This window comes from Enterobacter vonholyi (genome assembly GCF_040834095.1).
Classification (GTDB): domain Bacteria; phylum Pseudomonadota; class Gammaproteobacteria; order Enterobacterales; family Enterobacteriaceae; genus Enterobacter; species Enterobacter vonholyi.
This window is the reverse complement of the sequence record NZ_CP162152.1, coordinates 1559088-1574600: the sequence shown is the minus strand read 5'-3', so window position 1 is coordinate 1574600 and position 15513 is coordinate 1559088. Positions and strand designations below refer to the sequence as shown.

The following is a 15513-nucleotide window of genomic DNA, read 5'->3' as shown; positions in this document are numbered from 1 at the left end:
ACGTGTAAGTCGTATTTCCCGGGAGGTGACTATGATTGCCAGCAAATTCGGTATCGGCCAGCAGGTCCGCCACACTTTGCTCGGGTATTTGGGTGTGGTCGTGGATATCGACCCGGAGTATTCCCTTGATGAACCGTCAGCAGACGAGCTGGCGGTGAACGCAGAGCTTCGCGCCGCGCCCTGGTACCATGTGGTGATGGAAGGTGATGACGGGCAACCCGTCCACACCTACCTTGCCGAAGCGCAGCTGAGTAGCGAGCTGCAGGAAGAGCATCCGGAGCAACCCACTATGGATGAACTTGCTCAGACTATCCGCAAACAGTTACAGGCTCCGCGCCTGCGGAACTAAGCGTGTAAAAAAGCCCGATGAACGGGCTTTTTTTTATTACTTCGCCAGCCCCAGACGGGGGATATCGATCGCCGGACAGCGGTCCATGACGACGTTCAGCCCCGCATCCCGCGCCAGTACCGCTGCCTGCTCGTTAATCACACCCAGCTGCATCCACAGCGTTTTCGCCCCTACGGCGATAGCGTCCTGCGCCACTTCCCACGCTGCCTCGGAGTTTCGGAAGACATCAACCATATCAATTTTTTCCGGCACGTCAGCGAGCGTGGCATACCCCTGCTGACCGAGTAAGGTTTTCCCCGCCACTTTTGGCGAGACCGGGATAACGTGATAGCCCTGATCGAGAAGGTATTTCATCACCCGATAGCTTGGGCGATCGGGTTTATCGCTCGCGCCCACCAGCGCAATGGTACGCGTAGATGTCAGAATCTCGGCAATATCGTTCTCTTTCATGGTTTTTCTCCTGGCTTTTTTAAAAGTGTACGCCAAACCGCACATCTCAACCATCCATCCCATACAGATGCATGAGGGCAAAACGGCGAAATATGTCTATATGTTAGTAAACGTGATTATCGAAAAATTTAGATACATTAATGCGGCGACAGGATTTCTGACGGGAGCCTTCTATGAAAACCGGTATTGCCACGGCTCTGATTGCGTTAGTGATGCCGGTCTGGGTTTTTGCTACCACGCTCCGGCTCTCTACCGACATTGATCTCCTTGTTCTGGACGGAAAAAAGGTCTCCAGCTCGTTATTGCGGGGTGCGGACAGCATCGAATTGGATAACGGGCCGCATCAGCTGGTCTTCCGGGTGGAAAAATCGATCGGGCTTGCGAATCACGAGCAAAGGATGTACATCTCGCCGCCGCTGATCGTCAGCTTTAACACCCGGCAAATCAGTCAGGTGAACATCACTCTGCCTCGCCTTGAAACGGAGAAAGAGTCTGCGGCCTTCGACGCTTCACCCCGCGTTGAACTGCTGGACGGGGATGCGATGCCGATTCCGGTGAAGCTGGATATTCTGGCGTTGACGACCTCACCGAAAGGCCCGGATTACGAGGCAGCGACCCAGACCTATAACAAAGCGGGTAAACGCGCCTCTCTTCCGCAGTTTGCGACCATGATGGCGGACGACAGTACGCTTTTGTCCGGCGTCTCCGAACTGGATGTCATTCCTCCCCAGTCCCAGACCCTGACGGAACAGCGCCTTAAATTCTGGTTCCAGCAGGCCGATCCCGACACGCGGGCCCGATTTTTACAGTGGGCAAAACAACAACCTTCATCATAAGCCACATTTTTTACGCCTTTCTCTTGCAGCGTCAGACGGTTCCCGTCATCGTGTAGTCAGTTAACCTGATGGATATGATTATGGAATTGACAACACGCACGCTGCCTGAGCGCAAACACATTGCTCTTGTGGCGCACGATCACTGTAAACAAATGCTGCTTAACTGGGTTCGCCGCCATCAGTCTTCGCTGGAAAAGCACGCCCTGTCGGCGACCGGCACCACCGGTAACCTGATCCAGCGCGAAACGGGTCTGCAGGTGAATGCCATGCTGAGCGGCCCGATGGGCGGCGATCAGCAGGTCGGCGCGCAGATTTCCGAAGGGAAAATTGATGTGCTGATCTTCTTCTGGGACCCGCTGAACGCGGTTCCGCACGATCCGGATGTCAAAGCGCTGCTGCGCCTGGCGACGGTGTGGAATATTCCAGTGGCGACAAACCTCTCGACGGCGGATTTCATCATCGAATCGCCGCAGTTTAACTCACCGGTAGATATCCTTATTCCGGACTATCAGCGTTATCTTTCAGAGAGATTGAAGTAGCTTTTTTTTGCCGGGTGGCGGCTACGCCTTACCCGGCCTACCCATCCTTGCCCGGCGGCGTTATGGCTTCCGCGCCACCGGCACATCTATACTCTTCAATATATCGACAAACACGGATGGCTCCTCTTTATTGAACAGCAGCCACACGCGATGGCGCGCGCGGGTCATTGCCACATACAGCAAACGCCGCTCTTCGGCATCCGGGAAATCTTCCGGCTCCGGCAGCAGGGCCTGTTCCATCACCGACTCGCGGGCCGGGGCCGGGAAACCGTCGCTCCCCTCTTTCAGCCCCACCACGATCACATAATCGGCCTGCTGCCCTTTGCTGGCATGAATCGTCATAAATTCAAGCTGCAGTTTCGGCCAGCGGGTGGCGGCTTTTTCCAGCGCCTCAGGTTTAATGTGATGGTAGCGTGCCAGCACCAGGATACGCTCATCGGGCTTAGCGTAGCCGCTGAGCTTGTCCAGCAGCGGTTCCAGCTGATCGTCCGCCAGCAGGGTCACTGCTTTTTTATCCCCAGGCCGCAGGCTATTGAGCGGTTTTGCCAGCTGATGCGGGTTCTGCTGGATAAAGCGGTTGGCGATTTCACCAATCCGTGAATTGAAGCGGTAGGTCGTATCCAGATCGCTGCGATCGCCTTCGCCAAAATAGTGGTGGAATGCGGTCGTCAGCGAAAGCTGTGCCCCGCTGAAGCGATAGATGGCCTGCCAGTCATCCCCCACCGCAAACAGAGAGGTATGTTTATTTTGTGCCCGCAGCGCCGAGAGCAGAGCCGCACGCTGTGGAGAAATATCCTGGAACTCATCCACCAGAATATGTTTCCACGGGCTGACAAAACGTCCCTTTTCAAGAATGATGATGGCTTGATGGATCAAACCGGAGAAATCGACCGCATTTTCTTCTTTCAATGCTGTTTTCCAGGCCTTCAGCAGCGGCGCCATCAGCTTGACCCGCTTCGAAAACAGCTCGCGGATTGCCTCCGGCGCGCTTTCAATCATCTCTGCCTGCGATCCACCGTGCATTCGCATCAGGCTGACCCAACGGTCAAGTCGCGAACCCAGCCGACGCGCCAGTTTGTCATCCTGCCAGAAGCTGCCCTCAGGCACCTCCCAGTTGAGTTCCTCTTCCAGCCACTGACGCCACCCTTTCGCCTGCGCCTTTTTCTCACTGCACTGCTGGCGCCACGTTTTGATGAACAGCGCCTGACGCGCCTGCGCGTCGTTTTCCAGCTTACTGATGGAAGGCACTTTTTTACTGCCCTGCTGAATAATATGCAGCGCAAGAGCATGGAATGTTCTGGCCGTGATATCCCGGGTGTGCAGGCGCTCCTGGACCCGTTCGTCCATTTCCTGCGCGGCCTTACGGCCAAAGGCCAGAAGCAGAATTTGATCGGCGACCGCTTCCCCGGTCGTCAGCAGCCAGCCGGCACGCGCGACCAGCACCGACGTTTTACCGCTACCGGCTCCCGCCAGCACCAGCAGCGACTGCTCGCCGTTGACCACCGCTCGCGCCTGAGCCGGATTGAGCGGTGAAGATTCCACCGTACTGAAAAAATCGGCGTATTGGGTAAGCATGGCATCCGTCCAGGCCTGGTTATGGGCGAGACGGCTTTTATCCTTTTCATTCAGCCAGGCCTGACACTGGCGCCAGGCGTCGCGACAGTTGTCAAACTCGTCGAGACGCGTCACGGAGAGCGGCAGCGCCGAGAGTGCCTGCCGGATCTTTTGCTGCAGGCCGGCAGTCTGCTGACGGGTCAGCCACGCGTGCTGCGCGTTGCTCTGGGCGATATCGTCCAGCACCTGCTGCAGCACCTGGGCGGCAATCACGCTCATATCCTGGCTCCACTGCTGCCAGAGTGCGTTCAGGTGATGATGGAAACGCTGGGTTTCCGCCCACTCGGTGCCATGAAGGCGCACGACTTTATCGTCAGGCAGAACGAACTCCAGCTCGCCCCACACCAGACCGCGTTTGCAATGAATAGCCAGAAGCTGATTAAACGGAATAAGGTATTCGTGGCGTTCCCCGGAGACTTTCACCCCGGCATTGAGGAGAACAACCCTGTCGTAAGGGTGTTGTGCCAGGCGTTTGCCCAGCGACGTTGCTTTCAGTTCCATGTTCCGCCAAATCCACGAAGAGATAATTTACCTGACAGTTTAACTGCCAGTTTTAAGGTGCTCCAGCCTAAAAAAACGTTACAATCATTGGGCGTTAATTATATCGAAAGGAAGTGAGCGTTTATGCGTACCGTTCTGAATGTGTTGAATTTTGTGCTGGGCGGTTTTGCCACCACCCTTTCCTGGCTTTTTGCCACGCTGGTGAGCATCGTCCTGATTTTCACGCTTCCCCTGACCCGTTCCTGCTGGGAAATCACAAAACTCTCCTTAATCCCCTACGGGAATGAAGCCATCCACGTTGACGAGCTGAATCCGGAGAGCAAAAACGCCCTGATGAATACGGGCGGAACCCTGCTTAACATTCTGTGGCTGATTTTCTTTGGCTGGTGGCTGTGCATCATGCATATTTTTGCCGGTATTGCACAGTGCATCACGATTATTGGTATTCCTGTGGGGATCGCAAACTTTAAGATCGCCGCTATCGCCCTTTGGCCCGTTGGTCGCAGGGTTGTTCCGGTAGAAGTGGCCAGAGCGGCGCGCGAAGCAAACGCTCGCCGTCGTTTTCAGTAAATAAGGACTGGCCGCGTTTATGCTAAGCCCACTGCTTCGCCGTTATACCTGGAACAGCACCTGGCTTTATAACGTCAGGATATTTATCGCGCTTTGCGGCACGGTTGCCCTGCCCTGGTGGCTGAATGATGTCAAGCTCACCATTCCGCTCACGCTGGGGGTGGTCGCCGGGGCGCTGGCGGATCTGGACGACCGTCTGGCCGGGCGCTTACGTAACCTGGTCATTACGCTTGTCTGCTTTTTTATTGCGTCAGCTTCCGTTGAGCTGCTTTTCCCGTGGCCCTGGCTGTTTGCCCTGGGCCTTACGCTCTCAACCAGCGGGTTTATTTTGCTGGGCGGGCTTGGGCAGCGCTATGCCACCATCGCGTTTGGTGCATTGCTGATCGCTATCTACACCATGCTGGGCGTTTCCCTGTACGACCAGTGGTACCAGCAGCCGGTTCTGCTGTTGCTCGGTGCCATCTGGTATAACCTGCTGACGCTAACCGGTCATCTGATTTTCCCGGTTCGCCCGCTGCAGGATAACCTTGCCCGCAGCTTTGAGCAGCTAGCCCGCTATCTGGAACTGAAATCCCGGCTGTTCGACCCGGACATCGAGGAAGAAAGCCAGGCGCCGCTCTACGATCTGGCCCTGGCAAATGGCCAGCTGGTCGCCACTCTTAATCAGACAAAAGCTTCCCTGCTTACCCGTCTGCGCGGCGATCGCGGTCAGCGCGGAACACGACGGACGCTTCACTACTATTTTGCAGCCCAGGACATTCATGAACGCGCCAGCTCCTCGCACGTTCAGTATGCCGCCCTGCGCGAGAAGTTCCGCTACAGCGACGTGATGTTCCGCTTCCAGCGTCTGCTGTCCATGCAATCCCAGGCGTGCCAACAGCTCTCTCACTCCATTCTGCTGCGCACGCCCTATCAGCATGACCCCCGCTTTGAACGCGTATTCAGCCATCTTGATGCGGCACTCGACCGCGTTCAGGCCAGCGGAACGTCACCGGAACACATCAAAGCGCTGGGTTTTCTGCTTAACAACCTGCGTGCGATTGATGCCCAGCTGGCAACCATTGAGTCCGAACAAGCGATGGCGCTGCCAGGCAGTGAGGTGGAAAACCAGCTTGCTGATGACAGCGTACACAGCGTTAGCGATATGTGGCTACGGCTGAGCCGCAACTTTACTCCGGAGTCGGCTCTCTTTCGGCACGCCGTGCGAATGTCGCTGGTGCTGTGCGTGGGGTATGCCTTTATCCAGATTACCGGGCTGCATCACGGCTACTGGATCCTGCTGACCAGCCTGTTCGTCTGCCAGCCGAACTATAATGCCACCCGACATCGTCTTGCGCTGCGTATTATCGGCACGCTGGTTGGCGTCGCGATTGGCCTTCCGGTGCTCTATTTCGTGCCCTCCGTTGAAGGTCAATTGATCCTGATCGTGATCACCGGCGTGTTGTTCTTCGCGTTTCGCAACGTGCAGTACGCCCATGCCACCATGTTCATCACGCTGCTGGTGCTGCTCTGCTTTAACCTGCTGGGTGAAGGGTTTGAAGTCGCCCTGCCCCGAGTGATCGATACCCTGATTGGCTGTGCGATTGCCTGGGCCGCGGTCAGCTTTATCTGGCCGGACTGGCGTTTCCGAAATTTGCCGCGCGTGGTAGACAGGGCGATGAACGCCAACTGTCGATACCTTGACGCGATCCTGGAGCAGTATCATCAGGGCCGCGATAACCGCCTGGCTTACCGGATAGCCCGCCGCGACGCGCACAACAGTGATGCGGAACTGGCCTCCGTAGTCTCTAACATGTCGACGGAGCCTCGCGCCACGGCGGATATTCGTGAGACCGCGTTCCGCCTGCTCTGCCTGAACCATACGTTCACCAGCTATATTTCGACGCTGGGCGCTCACCGTGAGAAACTCACCAACCCGGGTATTCTCAACCTGCTCGATGACGCCGTCTGTTATGTCGATGACGCGCTTCATCATCGACCAGCCGATGAGCCGCGCGTTGAACAGGCGCTGGATGAACTGGCTCAACGCATTGCGCATCTAGACCCGGGAAACGACAGTAAAGCACCTCTGGTGCTTCAGCAGATAGGCCTGCTTATCGCTCTGCTGCCTGAAATTTGCCGGCTGCAACAGCACATCGCTACCTGGAGGAGTGATTCTCCTGTGGCTCAGTCAACGCATTAAACCACTCCGTGAGCTCCCGGCGAATGTCTGCCGGGAGTGCCGCTTCATGCAGCCCCTCGATAGCCCCTTCCAGCGCGAAGAGAACTTTAATACTCAGCGCTTTATTTTTTGCCCGCATCTTTAGCCAGCACGCCCTTGCACCAAGCTCCCGCAACATTTCCTCATTGGTGATGCCAGCTTCAAAGAGCAAGACTTCAAGCTGAAAGGTCAGGTTTGGCAGATCCTTGAGTCGGTTTCGTTGATGGCGCTGATAACGCTCTTTTCTTGCCGCACTGAGCGCAAACGAGGAGAGCTGAAGTAACCGCTCCCTGTCCTGCCATAATCCGTCATCAACACGATAATAGTTGAGCAGCACCGGACGGCCTCGCTTCATCAACGTCAAAAAAGAGGAGGCATTTTTTACACAGTATTTGGCACTCTCCTCACAGGCGCGAAGGTAAAGCTCGCCATCTGAGACCATGGCAAAAACAGCATCATCCACCGCAAGGGTATAGCCGCCAAACAACGCGCGGTGATGAATCTCGCCCAACGGGGAGAGGTATTCCTGAGATTTATAAATCCGTTCATAAGATATCTTTTTCATGATATTTCCCTTCAAAATCATAAAGTAACAACTAAATTTCTTACTAGCGGATCCGTTAGCAGGAAAATAGGCAACTTAACGTCGTTGAGCAAGATGATTTTTCGAGGAGCATCAAGATTGAATGAATTTTGCGAGTCGCTTTCCGAAAATGAGGTTGATCTTTGGGCATACAGGGGTTACTGTATATCCATACAGTAACTACAGGGCTGGAATGAATATGCACACTTCAGGCTATGCAAATCGCGCTACCTCTCTCTCTTCTGCTGCAGGCAATGTCTCGCAGAATTCCATCGAGCGTGTTTCCACGGGGCTTATCAGTGAAGTGGTTTATCGTGAAGACCAGCCCTTGTTAACGCAACTTCTGTTACTGCCGTTATTACAACAGCTCGGTCAGCAATCGCGCTGGCAGCTTTGGCTCACGCCTCAGCAAAAGCTGAGCCGTGAGTGGGTTCAGTCCGCCGGCCTGCCGCTGACGAAAGTCATGCAAATTAATCAACTCTCGCCTTGCGATACCGTTGAGTCGATGATCCGCGCGTTACGCACAGGGAATTACAGCGTGGTGATTGGATGGTTACCGGAAGAATTGACTGAAGAAGAACATTTCCGTCTGACTGAAGCCGCTGAAGAAGGGAATGCGATCGGGTTCATTATGCGTCCGGTTCGATCGGATTCTTACCGCAGAGGACAACTTTCTGGGCTAAAAATTCACTCAAATTTGTATCATTGAGTGAAATTAAGATTTTTCCTGGAATTTTTTTTGACCGCAAGATGGGATTTAAGTTCCCGACCTAAAAATTGCGGCAAGGCTTGTCTGGTGCGGTTCTCCTTAATTTTATTGCACAAAATTCGTTCGAAAAATGTTAAATAATCGGTATACGGAACTTTTTTTTTCATATGCCTGACGGACTTCACACTTGTAAGTTTTCAGCTACGTTGTAGACTTTACATCGCCAGGGGTGCTCGGCCTAAGCCGAAGATATCGGTAGATTTATATTTGACCACGCCCCCCGGTGAAGGATTTAACCGTGATTCTCTCTTGAGACTTTCATGGCGAATTTTGGATGATAACGAGGCGCAAAAAATGAAAAAGACAGCTATCGCGATTGCAGTGGCACTGGCTGGCTTCGCTACCGTAGCGCAGGCCGCTCCGAAAGATAATACCTGGTATGCAGGTGGTAAACTGGGCTGGTCTCAGTTCCACGACACTGGCTGGTACAACAGCAGCCTGAACAATGATGGCCCAACTCACGAGAGCCAGCTTGGTGCAGGTGCGTTCGGTGGCTATCAGGTTAACCCGTATGTTGGTTTTGAAATGGGTTACGACTGGTTAGGTCGTATGCCATACAAAGGCGACACCATCAACGGCGCTTTCAAAGCACAGGGCGTTCAACTGACCGCTAAACTGGGCTACCCAATCACTGACGATCTGGACGTGTACACCCGTCTGGGCGGCATGGTATGGCGTGCTGACTCCAGCAACAACATTTCTGGCGACAACCATGACACCGGTGTTTCCCCAGTATTCGCTGGTGGCGTTGAGTGGGCTATGACCCGTGACATCGCTACCCGTCTGGAATACCAGTGGGTTAACAACATCGGCGACGGCAACACCGTTGGTGTTCGTCCAGACAACGGCATGCTGAGCGTAGGTGTTTCCTACCGTTTCGGCCAGCAGGAAGAAGCAGCACCAGTTGTTGCTCCAGCGCCGGCTCCAGCTCCAGAAGTACAGACCAAGCACTTCACTCTGAAGTCTGACGTTCTGTTCAACTTCAACAAAGCGACTCTGAAACCAGAAGGTCAGCAGGCACTGGATCAGCTGTACACCCAGCTGAGCAACCTGGATCCTAAAGACGGTTCTGTAGTGGTTCTGGGCTTCACCGACCGTATCGGTTCTGACGCTTACAACCAGAAACTGTCTGAGAAACGTGCTCAGTCTGTTGTTGATTACCTGATCTCTAAAGGTATCCCAGCTAACAAGATCTCCCCACGTGGTATGGGCGAATCTAACCCAGTTACTGGCAACACCTGTGACAACGTGAAAGCTCGCGCTGCACTGATCGACTGCCTGGCTCCAGATCGTCGCGTAGAGATCGAAGTTAAAGGCATCAAAGACGTTGTAACTCAGCCAGCGGCATAAGTTATCGCCTTATAAAAAAACCCCGCCATGCGGGGTTTTTTATTGTCTGAAGAAAAGTAAAAAATCTACTTTTTACCCAACAGAGCCTGAAGGTCGTTCTTCAGCGTCGACATCTGGTTGGCGTACTTCTCTTTATGTTCTGCATCCTCAATCAGCTGCACGATGGTTTCCGACAGCGTTTTTCCCCGTCGTTGTGCCAGCCCGGCCAGGCGCTGCCAGACAACGAACTCAAGGTCGATTGATTTTTTGCGAGTGTGCTGATGCTCAGCATTAAAATGCCGTTTGCGTCGCGCGCGGATAGTTTGCTTCATCCGGTTTAACAACGCAGGATTGATGTGTTTCTCAATCCACCCGTTAACCTGTACCGGTTCATTTTCGAGGGTCAGCAAAATATCCACGGCTTCTTGCGCAGCGCTGGCTTCGATGTAGCAGGTGATCAGCTCCCCTTCACGGTGCTTTTTGACCAGGTATTTCCATTTCCAGCCGCTTTCGAGATTTTCCAGTTGTTGATATTTCATTGCGATCTCAGTGTTACCACGTAACTCTGTTCAGAATATCAGTTTTTTAGCAATCTGCTGAAAAGAAATCATATCCTGTGAGTGAATGCAGCCATTCGCCCTGTCGAAATCCCCAATCCTGCTTGGGTACAGCCCCCCGCTTACGGTATACTCCACGCTTTTACATCTGACTAAAAAACATCAACTTTGACCATTACGAAACTTGCATGGCGTGACCTTGTTCCGGATACCGAAAGTTATCAGGAACTGTTTGCACAGCCAGATCTCGCAAAAGAACACGAATTCATCCTTAGCGATACGCAGCCCCGTTTGCATTACGCGCTGGAGCAGGTGTTAAGCCCCTGGGCAACTGCGCCCTTCATGCTGCTCAAAGCCCCGGAAGAAGCGGAATACCTGACGCTGCTCGGTGATGCTGTGCGTCAGCTGAAGCCGGAAGCGAACGCCGTTTTTGGCGGGCAGTATCGTATTGCGGGACATGATGTCACTTTCGAACCTGCGGCGCAGGCCGATGGCGCTTTTGCCGCTAAGGGCGAAGTGGTTACCGCTAACTGGGTCGAGGCGGAACAACTCTTTGGTTGTCTGCGCCAGTTTAACGGCGAACTTTCGCTGCAGCCGGGGCTGGTACATCGCGCAAATGGCGGTGTTCTCATCATCTCACTGCGTACCCTGCTCTCGCAGCCGCTGCTGTGGATGCGTCTGAAAACCATCGTGCATCAGCAGCGTTTCGACTGGGTCGGCTACGATGAGTCTCGTCCCCTGCCTGTCTCGATTCCGTCTATGCCGCTGTCGTTAACCGTCGTGCTGACGGGCGACCGTGAGTCGCTGGCGGACTTCCAGGAAATGGAGCCCGAACTGGCTGAGCAGGCGGTATATAGCGAATACGAAGATAATATCCAGATTGCCGATGCCGACGATATGGCGCAGTGGTGCCAGTGGGTGATGACCGTTGCAGAACGTTTTGCGCTGCCAACGCCTGCGGCTGACGCGTGGCCAGGCCTGATACGCGAAGCGGTGCGCTATACCGGTGACCAGGAAACGCTGCCACTCTGCCCGCTCTGGATAGGTAAACAGCTGCGTGAAGTGGGTGTGATTAGCGGTAACGGTGCGTTCACCGGAGAGCAGCTCACCCAGATGCTGGCTCAGCGAGAATGGCGAGAAGGCTATCTTGCTGACCGTATGCAGGATGAAATTCTGCTGGAACAAATTCTGGTGGAAACCGAAGGCGAACGCGTCGGGCAGATCAACGCCCTGTCGGTGATTGAATTTCCTGGCCATCCGCGCGCATTCGGGGAACCGTCCCGTATCAGCTGCGTTGTGCATATTGGCGATGGCGAATTTACCGACATCGAACGCAAAGCCGAGCTGGGTGGAAACATTCACGCCAAAGGCATGATGATCATGCAGGCGTTTTTGATGTCTGAGCTGCAGCTTGAGCAGCAGATCCCCTTCTCGGCCTCGCTGACGTTTGAGCAGTCCTACAGCGAAGTGGATGGTGATAGCGCCTCTATGGCTGAACTGTGCGCCTTAATCAGCGCCCTGGCGGAAGTCCCCATCAATCAGAACATCGCGATCACCGGCTCGGTGGACCAATTCGGTCGTGCCCAGCCTGTCGGCGGCCTCAACGAAAAAATTGAAGGCTTCTTCTCTATCTGCCAGCAGCGCGGTTTAAACGGCAAGCAGGGTGTAATTATTCCTGCTCCTAACGCACGCCATTTAAGCCTTAGCCAGGAGATTCTGGATGCGGTTGAACAAGAGCAGTTCGCCATCTGGGCCATCGAAGGGATTGAGGATGCACTACCCTTACTGACAAACCTGGTATGGGATGGCGAAGGGCAAACCACCCTGATGCAGACTATCCAGGAGCGCATTGCTCAGGCAACACAGCAGGATGCTCGTCACCGTTATCCATGGCCGTTACGCTGGCTGGGCTGGTTTAGTTCGAACTGATCGGACTTGTTCAGCGTACACGTGTTAGCTATCCTGCGTCCTTCACTAAAATAAGGCTTACTGAGAACATGGTAGATAAACGCGAATCCTATACAAAAGAAGATCTTCTTGCCTCTGGTCGCGGCGAACTGTTTGGCGCAAAAGGCCCACAGTTGCCGGCCCCGAACATGCTGATGATGGACCGTGTCGTGAAAATGACCGAAACCGGCGGCAACTTCGATAAGGGTTACGTAGAAGCAGAACTCGATATCAACCCGGACCTGTGGTTCTTCGGTTGCCACTTTATTGGCGATCCGGTAATGCCTGGCTGTCTGGGTCTGGATGCGATGTGGCAGCTGGTTGGCTTCTATCTGGGCTGGCTGGGTGGCGAAGGTAAAGGCCGCGCACTGGGCGTGGGCGAAGTGAAATTCACAGGCCAGGTTCTGCCTACAGCGAAGAAAGTGACCTATCGTATTCACTTCAAGCGCATCGTAAACCGCCGCCTGATTATGGGCCTGGCAGATGGTGAAGTACTGGTCGACGGTCGTCTGATCTATAGCGCAAGCGACCTGAAGGTTGGCCTGTTCCAGGACACTTCTGCGTTCTGATCGTGCTTTTCGAACCCCGGAAAGGCGAAACCTCCGCAATGCGGAGGTTTCTTTTTTGAAAGAGACGTTATCAGGCTATGAGTGCCCTGTCGCCGATGGCTTCTCGCCAGCCTCCAAGCCATTGTGACCTTTGATTTATCGTCTGATAAGGACACATTTCTTTAGAACGTCCAGCGATGCCGGCCTGATAACCACGTTGATGAGCCCGTTCCAGGCGATCTCGTTTCTGTCTCTTCATGCCTCGTTTCCCTCATTCTTTTGTCTGGTGGAAAGAAAACAGTGTCTGCACTATCTGCACAGGCACAGATAACGAATACCCCGAATTAGTCGCATCGTCAATGTTCAAAATTCATACGGGTGTCATATCTGTGAGCTACATGGAAGTTCATTTGTACAAAAATTGTGACGTGGCACAAGTAACAACCTGAGTTGAAAACGAAAAAAAAACCGCAATCAGCGACAGGCCAACTGCGGTTTTAATGATGAATTTTACTTATGGCAGCCGGGAAATCTCCCTCGCGATACTGGCCGACTCCTGCGCCCAACCCTGAGCCAGGACTTTCACCATTTCGTCATAGCCATCCTTCTGCTGCTTCAGCTCCAGATGGAAAGGACGCTTAATCAGCTGCCCCTGATGGTTCAGCAACCACTCCCCGCTGATCACCACCGCACCGTCATAGCGGCCGTGGAAGCCCGTTACTGTGACGTTCAGCGTATCCTGATCGTTACCCAGCGGCTGCGACGCGACTACCCAGCCCGGAAGCTGGCTGCCCAGGTTAGCCACCAGCGTGTTGCGCAGCTGCTGATCCAGCGGGCTGGCCCACAGGTTGTTGGTCGCAATCACGTATTTAACGTCGCTGGTCTGATAGACCACGCCGTTTCCTGCCAGATAATCCGGCACGGCGACCTGCTCAACCCACAGCTGGCGGTTTCCCTGACTCGCCGTGCTTTGCCCACCGCTGTGGGTTGCCACAGGCAGCTGATAATAACTTTTATTATCTCCCCCTGAACTGCACGCCGTTAACAGCAGAGCGCCAACCATCAATAGCCATTTTTTCATTCTTTTGCCCTCTTCGGCTCAGGATCCTTTTTATCTTTCGCTTCGAACACCAGCGCATTGCTCTTCTCGTTGAGCGTTTTCAGCACCGGCTGCAGTTCACGCAGGACCTGATCAAGACGCTGCATATCTGCCACCATCTTGTTATAGGCCGCAGATCCCGGCTGGAAGCCCTGCATACTGCGGTTCAGCTCACGCAGCGTTTTCTGCATGTCCTGCGGCAGCTGCTGCATGCTCTGGCTCGCCGTGATCTTGTTGATGTTATCCAGCGTGGTTTGCAGACGGCGCATCGTTGCCTGGCTTTCGCTTAGCGAGTTTGTCGCCGCTTCAATCATCGGATTCAGTGGCAGATTGTTGATCTTGTCCAGCGTCTCCATCAGACGCTGCTGGATCTGCGCCAGACCGCTGCTCACCGTTGGGATGATCTTGTAGCCGCCGAATTCACGGATACCGGTAATCGGCGGTGCTTTCGGGTAGAAGTCCATATCCACATACAGCGCGCCGGTTACCAGGTTGCCGGTTTTCAGCGATCCGCGAAGACCGCGTTCCATCAGTTGGGTGATATGGGTAGCGATATCCTGATTTTCACCAATCTGGTTAAGCAGACGCTCTGGTTCAATGCGGATCAGCACCGGAATGCGATAGTCATCATCCAGCATCTGGCTCAGACCCGGGACGAAGAACGGCACTTGCCCAACCGTACCGAGGCGAATACCGCGGAACTCAACGGGCGCCCCCGGCTGCAGGCCGCGAACGGAGTCTTTGAAGAACATCAGGAAGTCAACGTGATCGGTATAGAGTGCATCCTGAATGCTTTTTTGATCGTCAAAGAGGCGGAAAGCGGTGTTCTCTGCAACCGGCTGCCCCAAATCCAGGCCTTCCGGCACGTCAAAACTCACGCCGCCGCCAAACAGCGTGGTCAGCGAACCCATTTCAACGCGCATGCCTGCCGAGGTCAGATCCACCGCGATCCCGCTGTCTTTCCAGAAACGGACGTTGCTGGTGACCAGGCGATCGTTTGGCGCATTAATGAAGAGCTGATAGCTAATTGCGCGTTTCTGCGGATCGAACGTGCTTTTCTCAACTGACCCGACGCGGTAGCCGCGGAACAGGACCGGGTCGCCGGCCGTGAGCTGACCTGCTTTTTTGCTGTCGAGGATCACGCGGATGCCCTTGGCATCAGGCGGCGCAAGCGGCGGTGAATCCAGAAGCTGGTATTTGGCAGGCTGGTTACCCTTAGCGCCGGGCTGCAGCTCTATGTAGGCGCCCGAAAGCAGCGTTCCTAAGCCGCTGATCCCTTCACGCCCCACCTGCGGTTTAACGACCCAGAAAACGGAATCGCCATGCAACAATTTCTCCATGCCGGCATTAAGGCGCGCCTTAATCTCCACATGGGTTAAATCGTCGGTCAGGGTTGCGCTTTCGACCACGCCCACATCCACGCTACGGCTTTTGATGGTCGTTTTACCGCCCTCAATCCCCTCGGCATTGGTGGTTATCAGCGTGACTTCCGGTCCCTGATGGCTGTAATGATAAAACAGGATCCATGCACCGATCAGCGCGGTCACGATGGGAAAAATCCACACCGGTGACCAGTTTTTGACCTTCTGCACTTTCGCCTCTCCACTCTTATTTTCCATGCT

The 15513-nt window shown here is 54.3% G+C and carries 16 protein-coding genes; 9 read left to right on the top strand and 7 right to left on the bottom strand.

The window, feature by feature from the left end; all coding sequences use genetic code 11:
* The first annotated feature begins 31 nt into the window (after nucleotides 1–31).
* Nucleotides 32–349 (top strand): heat shock protein HspQ, encoded by a 318-nt coding sequence (hspQ, locus tag AB3N39_RS07350; RefSeq protein ID WP_008499919.1) that lies wholly within the window; start codon nucleotides 32–34, stop codon nucleotides 347–349.
* Between the two features lie 36 nt (nucleotides 350–385).
* Here hspQ and AB3N39_RS07345 read toward each other — a convergent pair whose 3' ends face one another.
* A complete protein-coding gene (locus tag AB3N39_RS07345; RefSeq protein ID WP_008499920.1) occupies nucleotides 386–799 on the bottom strand; it encodes a CoA-binding protein in 414 nt (137 codons plus the stop codon).
* 173 nt (nucleotides 800–972) lie between these two features.
* Between AB3N39_RS07345 and AB3N39_RS07340 the strand changes: the two genes are divergently transcribed.
* Complete coding sequence (locus tag AB3N39_RS07340; RefSeq protein ID WP_127730303.1) at nucleotides 973–1635, top strand: DUF2057 family protein; 663 nt, start codon at nucleotides 973–975, stop codon at nucleotides 1633–1635.
* 80 nt (nucleotides 1636–1715) lie between these two features.
* Nucleotides 1716–2174, top strand: a complete 459-nt coding sequence (gene mgsA / locus AB3N39_RS07335; protein ID WP_048991031.1) for a methylglyoxal synthase — start codon at nucleotides 1716–1718, stop codon at nucleotides 2172–2174.
* 60 nt (nucleotides 2175–2234) lie between these two features.
* On the opposite strand, the gene helD is transcribed toward mgsA, so the two are convergent.
* The gene (helD, locus tag AB3N39_RS07330; protein WP_367897177.1) at nucleotides 2235–4289 is read right to left on the bottom strand and encodes a DNA helicase IV; all 2055 of its coding nucleotides are present in this window, start codon (nucleotides 4287–4289) and stop codon (nucleotides 2235–2237) included.
* 123 nt (nucleotides 4290–4412) lie between these two features.
* Here helD and AB3N39_RS07325 point away from each other — a divergent pair, with 123 nt between their 5' ends.
* Together AB3N39_RS07325 and yccS are read left to right on the top strand one after the other, a co-directional pair.
* Nucleotides 4413–4859: a YccF domain-containing protein gene (locus AB3N39_RS07325; RefSeq protein WP_111964540.1), complete on the top strand. Its 447-nt coding sequence runs from the start codon at nucleotides 4413–4415 to the stop codon at nucleotides 4857–4859.
* Nucleotides 4860–4878: 19 nt separating this feature from the next.
* Nucleotides 4879–7041 (top strand): YccS family putative transporter, encoded by a 2163-nt coding sequence (gene yccS, locus AB3N39_RS07320; protein WP_133294117.1) that lies wholly within the window; start codon nucleotides 4879–4881, stop codon nucleotides 7039–7041.
* Here the strand turns inward: yccS and AB3N39_RS07315 are convergent.
* A complete protein-coding gene (locus tag AB3N39_RS07315) occupies nucleotides 6998–7624 on the bottom strand; it encodes a TfoX/Sxy family DNA transformation protein (RefSeq protein WP_127730297.1) in 627 nt (208 codons plus the stop codon). The genes yccS and AB3N39_RS07315 overlap by 44 nt on opposite strands.
* A 217-nt stretch (nucleotides 7625–7841) precedes the next feature.
* Between AB3N39_RS07315 and sulA the strand changes: the two genes are divergently transcribed.
* Both sulA and ompA read left to right on the top strand, forming a co-directional pair.
* Nucleotides 7842–8351, top strand: coding sequence for an SOS-induced cell division inhibitor SulA (gene sulA, locus AB3N39_RS07310; RefSeq protein WP_111964573.1), 510 nt, complete (start codon nucleotides 7842–7844; stop codon nucleotides 8349–8351).
* Nucleotides 8352–8705: 354 nt separating this feature from the next.
* Nucleotides 8706–9761, top strand: coding sequence for a porin OmpA (gene ompA, locus AB3N39_RS07305; RefSeq protein ID WP_023311028.1), 1056 nt, complete (start codon nucleotides 8706–8708; stop codon nucleotides 9759–9761).
* 65 nt (nucleotides 9762–9826) lie between these two features.
* On the opposite strand, the gene matP is transcribed toward ompA, so the two are convergent.
* Nucleotides 9827–10279, bottom strand: a complete 453-nt coding sequence (gene matP / locus AB3N39_RS07300) for a macrodomain Ter protein MatP (protein ID WP_008499929.1) — start codon at nucleotides 10277–10279, stop codon at nucleotides 9827–9829.
* Nucleotides 10280–10465: 186 nt separating this feature from the next.
* Here matP and AB3N39_RS07295 point away from each other — a divergent pair, with 186 nt between their 5' ends.
* Together AB3N39_RS07295 and fabA are read left to right on the top strand one after the other, a co-directional pair.
* Complete coding sequence (locus AB3N39_RS07295) at nucleotides 10466–12226, top strand: Lon protease family protein (protein ID WP_143344902.1); 1761 nt, start codon at nucleotides 10466–10468, stop codon at nucleotides 12224–12226.
* Nucleotides 12227–12294: 68 nt separating this feature from the next.
* A complete protein-coding gene (fabA, locus tag AB3N39_RS07290; RefSeq protein ID WP_008499931.1) occupies nucleotides 12295–12813 on the top strand; it encodes a 3-hydroxyacyl-[acyl-carrier-protein] dehydratase FabA in 519 nt (172 codons plus the stop codon).
* Nucleotides 12814–12883: 70 nt separating this feature from the next.
* Here fabA and rmf read toward each other — a convergent pair whose 3' ends face one another.
* From rmf to pqiB, 3 genes are all read right to left on the bottom strand, one after another.
* On the bottom strand, nucleotides 12884–13051 hold the full coding sequence (gene rmf, locus AB3N39_RS07285; protein WP_013097261.1) for a ribosome modulation factor: 168 nt from the start codon (nucleotides 13049–13051) through the stop codon (nucleotides 12884–12886).
* Nucleotides 13052–13306: 255 nt separating this feature from the next.
* The gene (gene pqiC / locus AB3N39_RS07280; protein ID WP_008499932.1) at nucleotides 13307–13873 is read right to left on the bottom strand and encodes a membrane integrity-associated transporter subunit PqiC; all 567 of its coding nucleotides are present in this window, start codon (nucleotides 13871–13873) and stop codon (nucleotides 13307–13309) included.
* Nucleotides 13870–15510 (bottom strand): intermembrane transport protein PqiB, encoded by a 1641-nt coding sequence (gene pqiB / locus AB3N39_RS07275; protein WP_111964544.1) that lies wholly within the window; start codon nucleotides 15508–15510, stop codon nucleotides 13870–13872. The genes pqiC and pqiB overlap by 4 nt, the downstream gene beginning before the upstream one ends.
* Nucleotides 15511–15513: the final 3 nt, after the last annotated feature.

Excerpts from the sequence above, each read along its gene's own strand:
- ompA (WP_023311028.1), top strand. The coding sequence starts at position 8,706 with ATGAAAAAGACAGCTATCGCGATTGCAGTGGCACTGGCTGGCTTCGCT.
- AB3N39_RS07315 (WP_127730297.1), bottom strand. The coding sequence starts at position 7,624 with ATGAAAAAGATATCTTATGAACGGATTTATAAATCTCAGGAATACCTC.
- matP (WP_008499929.1), bottom strand. The coding sequence starts at position 10,279 with ATGAAATATCAACAACTGGAAAATCTCGAAAGCGGCTGGAAATGGAAA.
- AB3N39_RS07340 (WP_127730303.1), top strand. The coding sequence starts at position 973 with ATGAAAACCGGTATTGCCACGGCTCTGATTGCGTTAGTGATGCCGGTC.
- AB3N39_RS07345 (WP_008499920.1), bottom strand. The coding sequence starts at position 799 with ATGAAAGAGAACGATATTGCCGAGATTCTGACATCTACGCGTACCATT.
- fabA (WP_008499931.1), top strand. The coding sequence starts at position 12,295 with ATGGTAGATAAACGCGAATCCTATACAAAAGAAGATCTTCTTGCCTCT.
- rmf (WP_013097261.1), bottom strand. The coding sequence starts at position 13,051 with ATGAAGAGACAGAAACGAGATCGCCTGGAACGGGCTCATCAACGTGGT.
- sulA (WP_111964573.1), top strand. The coding sequence starts at position 7,842 with ATGCACACTTCAGGCTATGCAAATCGCGCTACCTCTCTCTCTTCTGCT.
- hspQ (WP_008499919.1), top strand. The coding sequence starts at position 32 with ATGATTGCCAGCAAATTCGGTATCGGCCAGCAGGTCCGCCACACTTTG.
- AB3N39_RS07325 (WP_111964540.1), top strand. The coding sequence starts at position 4,413 with ATGCGTACCGTTCTGAATGTGTTGAATTTTGTGCTGGGCGGTTTTGCC.
- yccS (WP_133294117.1), top strand. The coding sequence starts at position 4,879 with ATGCTAAGCCCACTGCTTCGCCGTTATACCTGGAACAGCACCTGGCTT.
- mgsA (WP_048991031.1), top strand. The coding sequence starts at position 1,716 with ATGGAATTGACAACACGCACGCTGCCTGAGCGCAAACACATTGCTCTT.
- pqiB (WP_111964544.1), bottom strand. The coding sequence starts at position 15,510 with ATGGAAAATAAGAGTGGAGAGGCGAAAGTGCAGAAGGTCAAAAACTGG.
- helD (WP_367897177.1), bottom strand. The coding sequence starts at position 4,289 with ATGGAACTGAAAGCAACGTCGCTGGGCAAACGCCTGGCACAACACCCT.
- pqiC (WP_008499932.1), bottom strand. The coding sequence starts at position 13,873 with ATGAAAAAATGGCTATTGATGGTTGGCGCTCTGCTGTTAACGGCGTGC.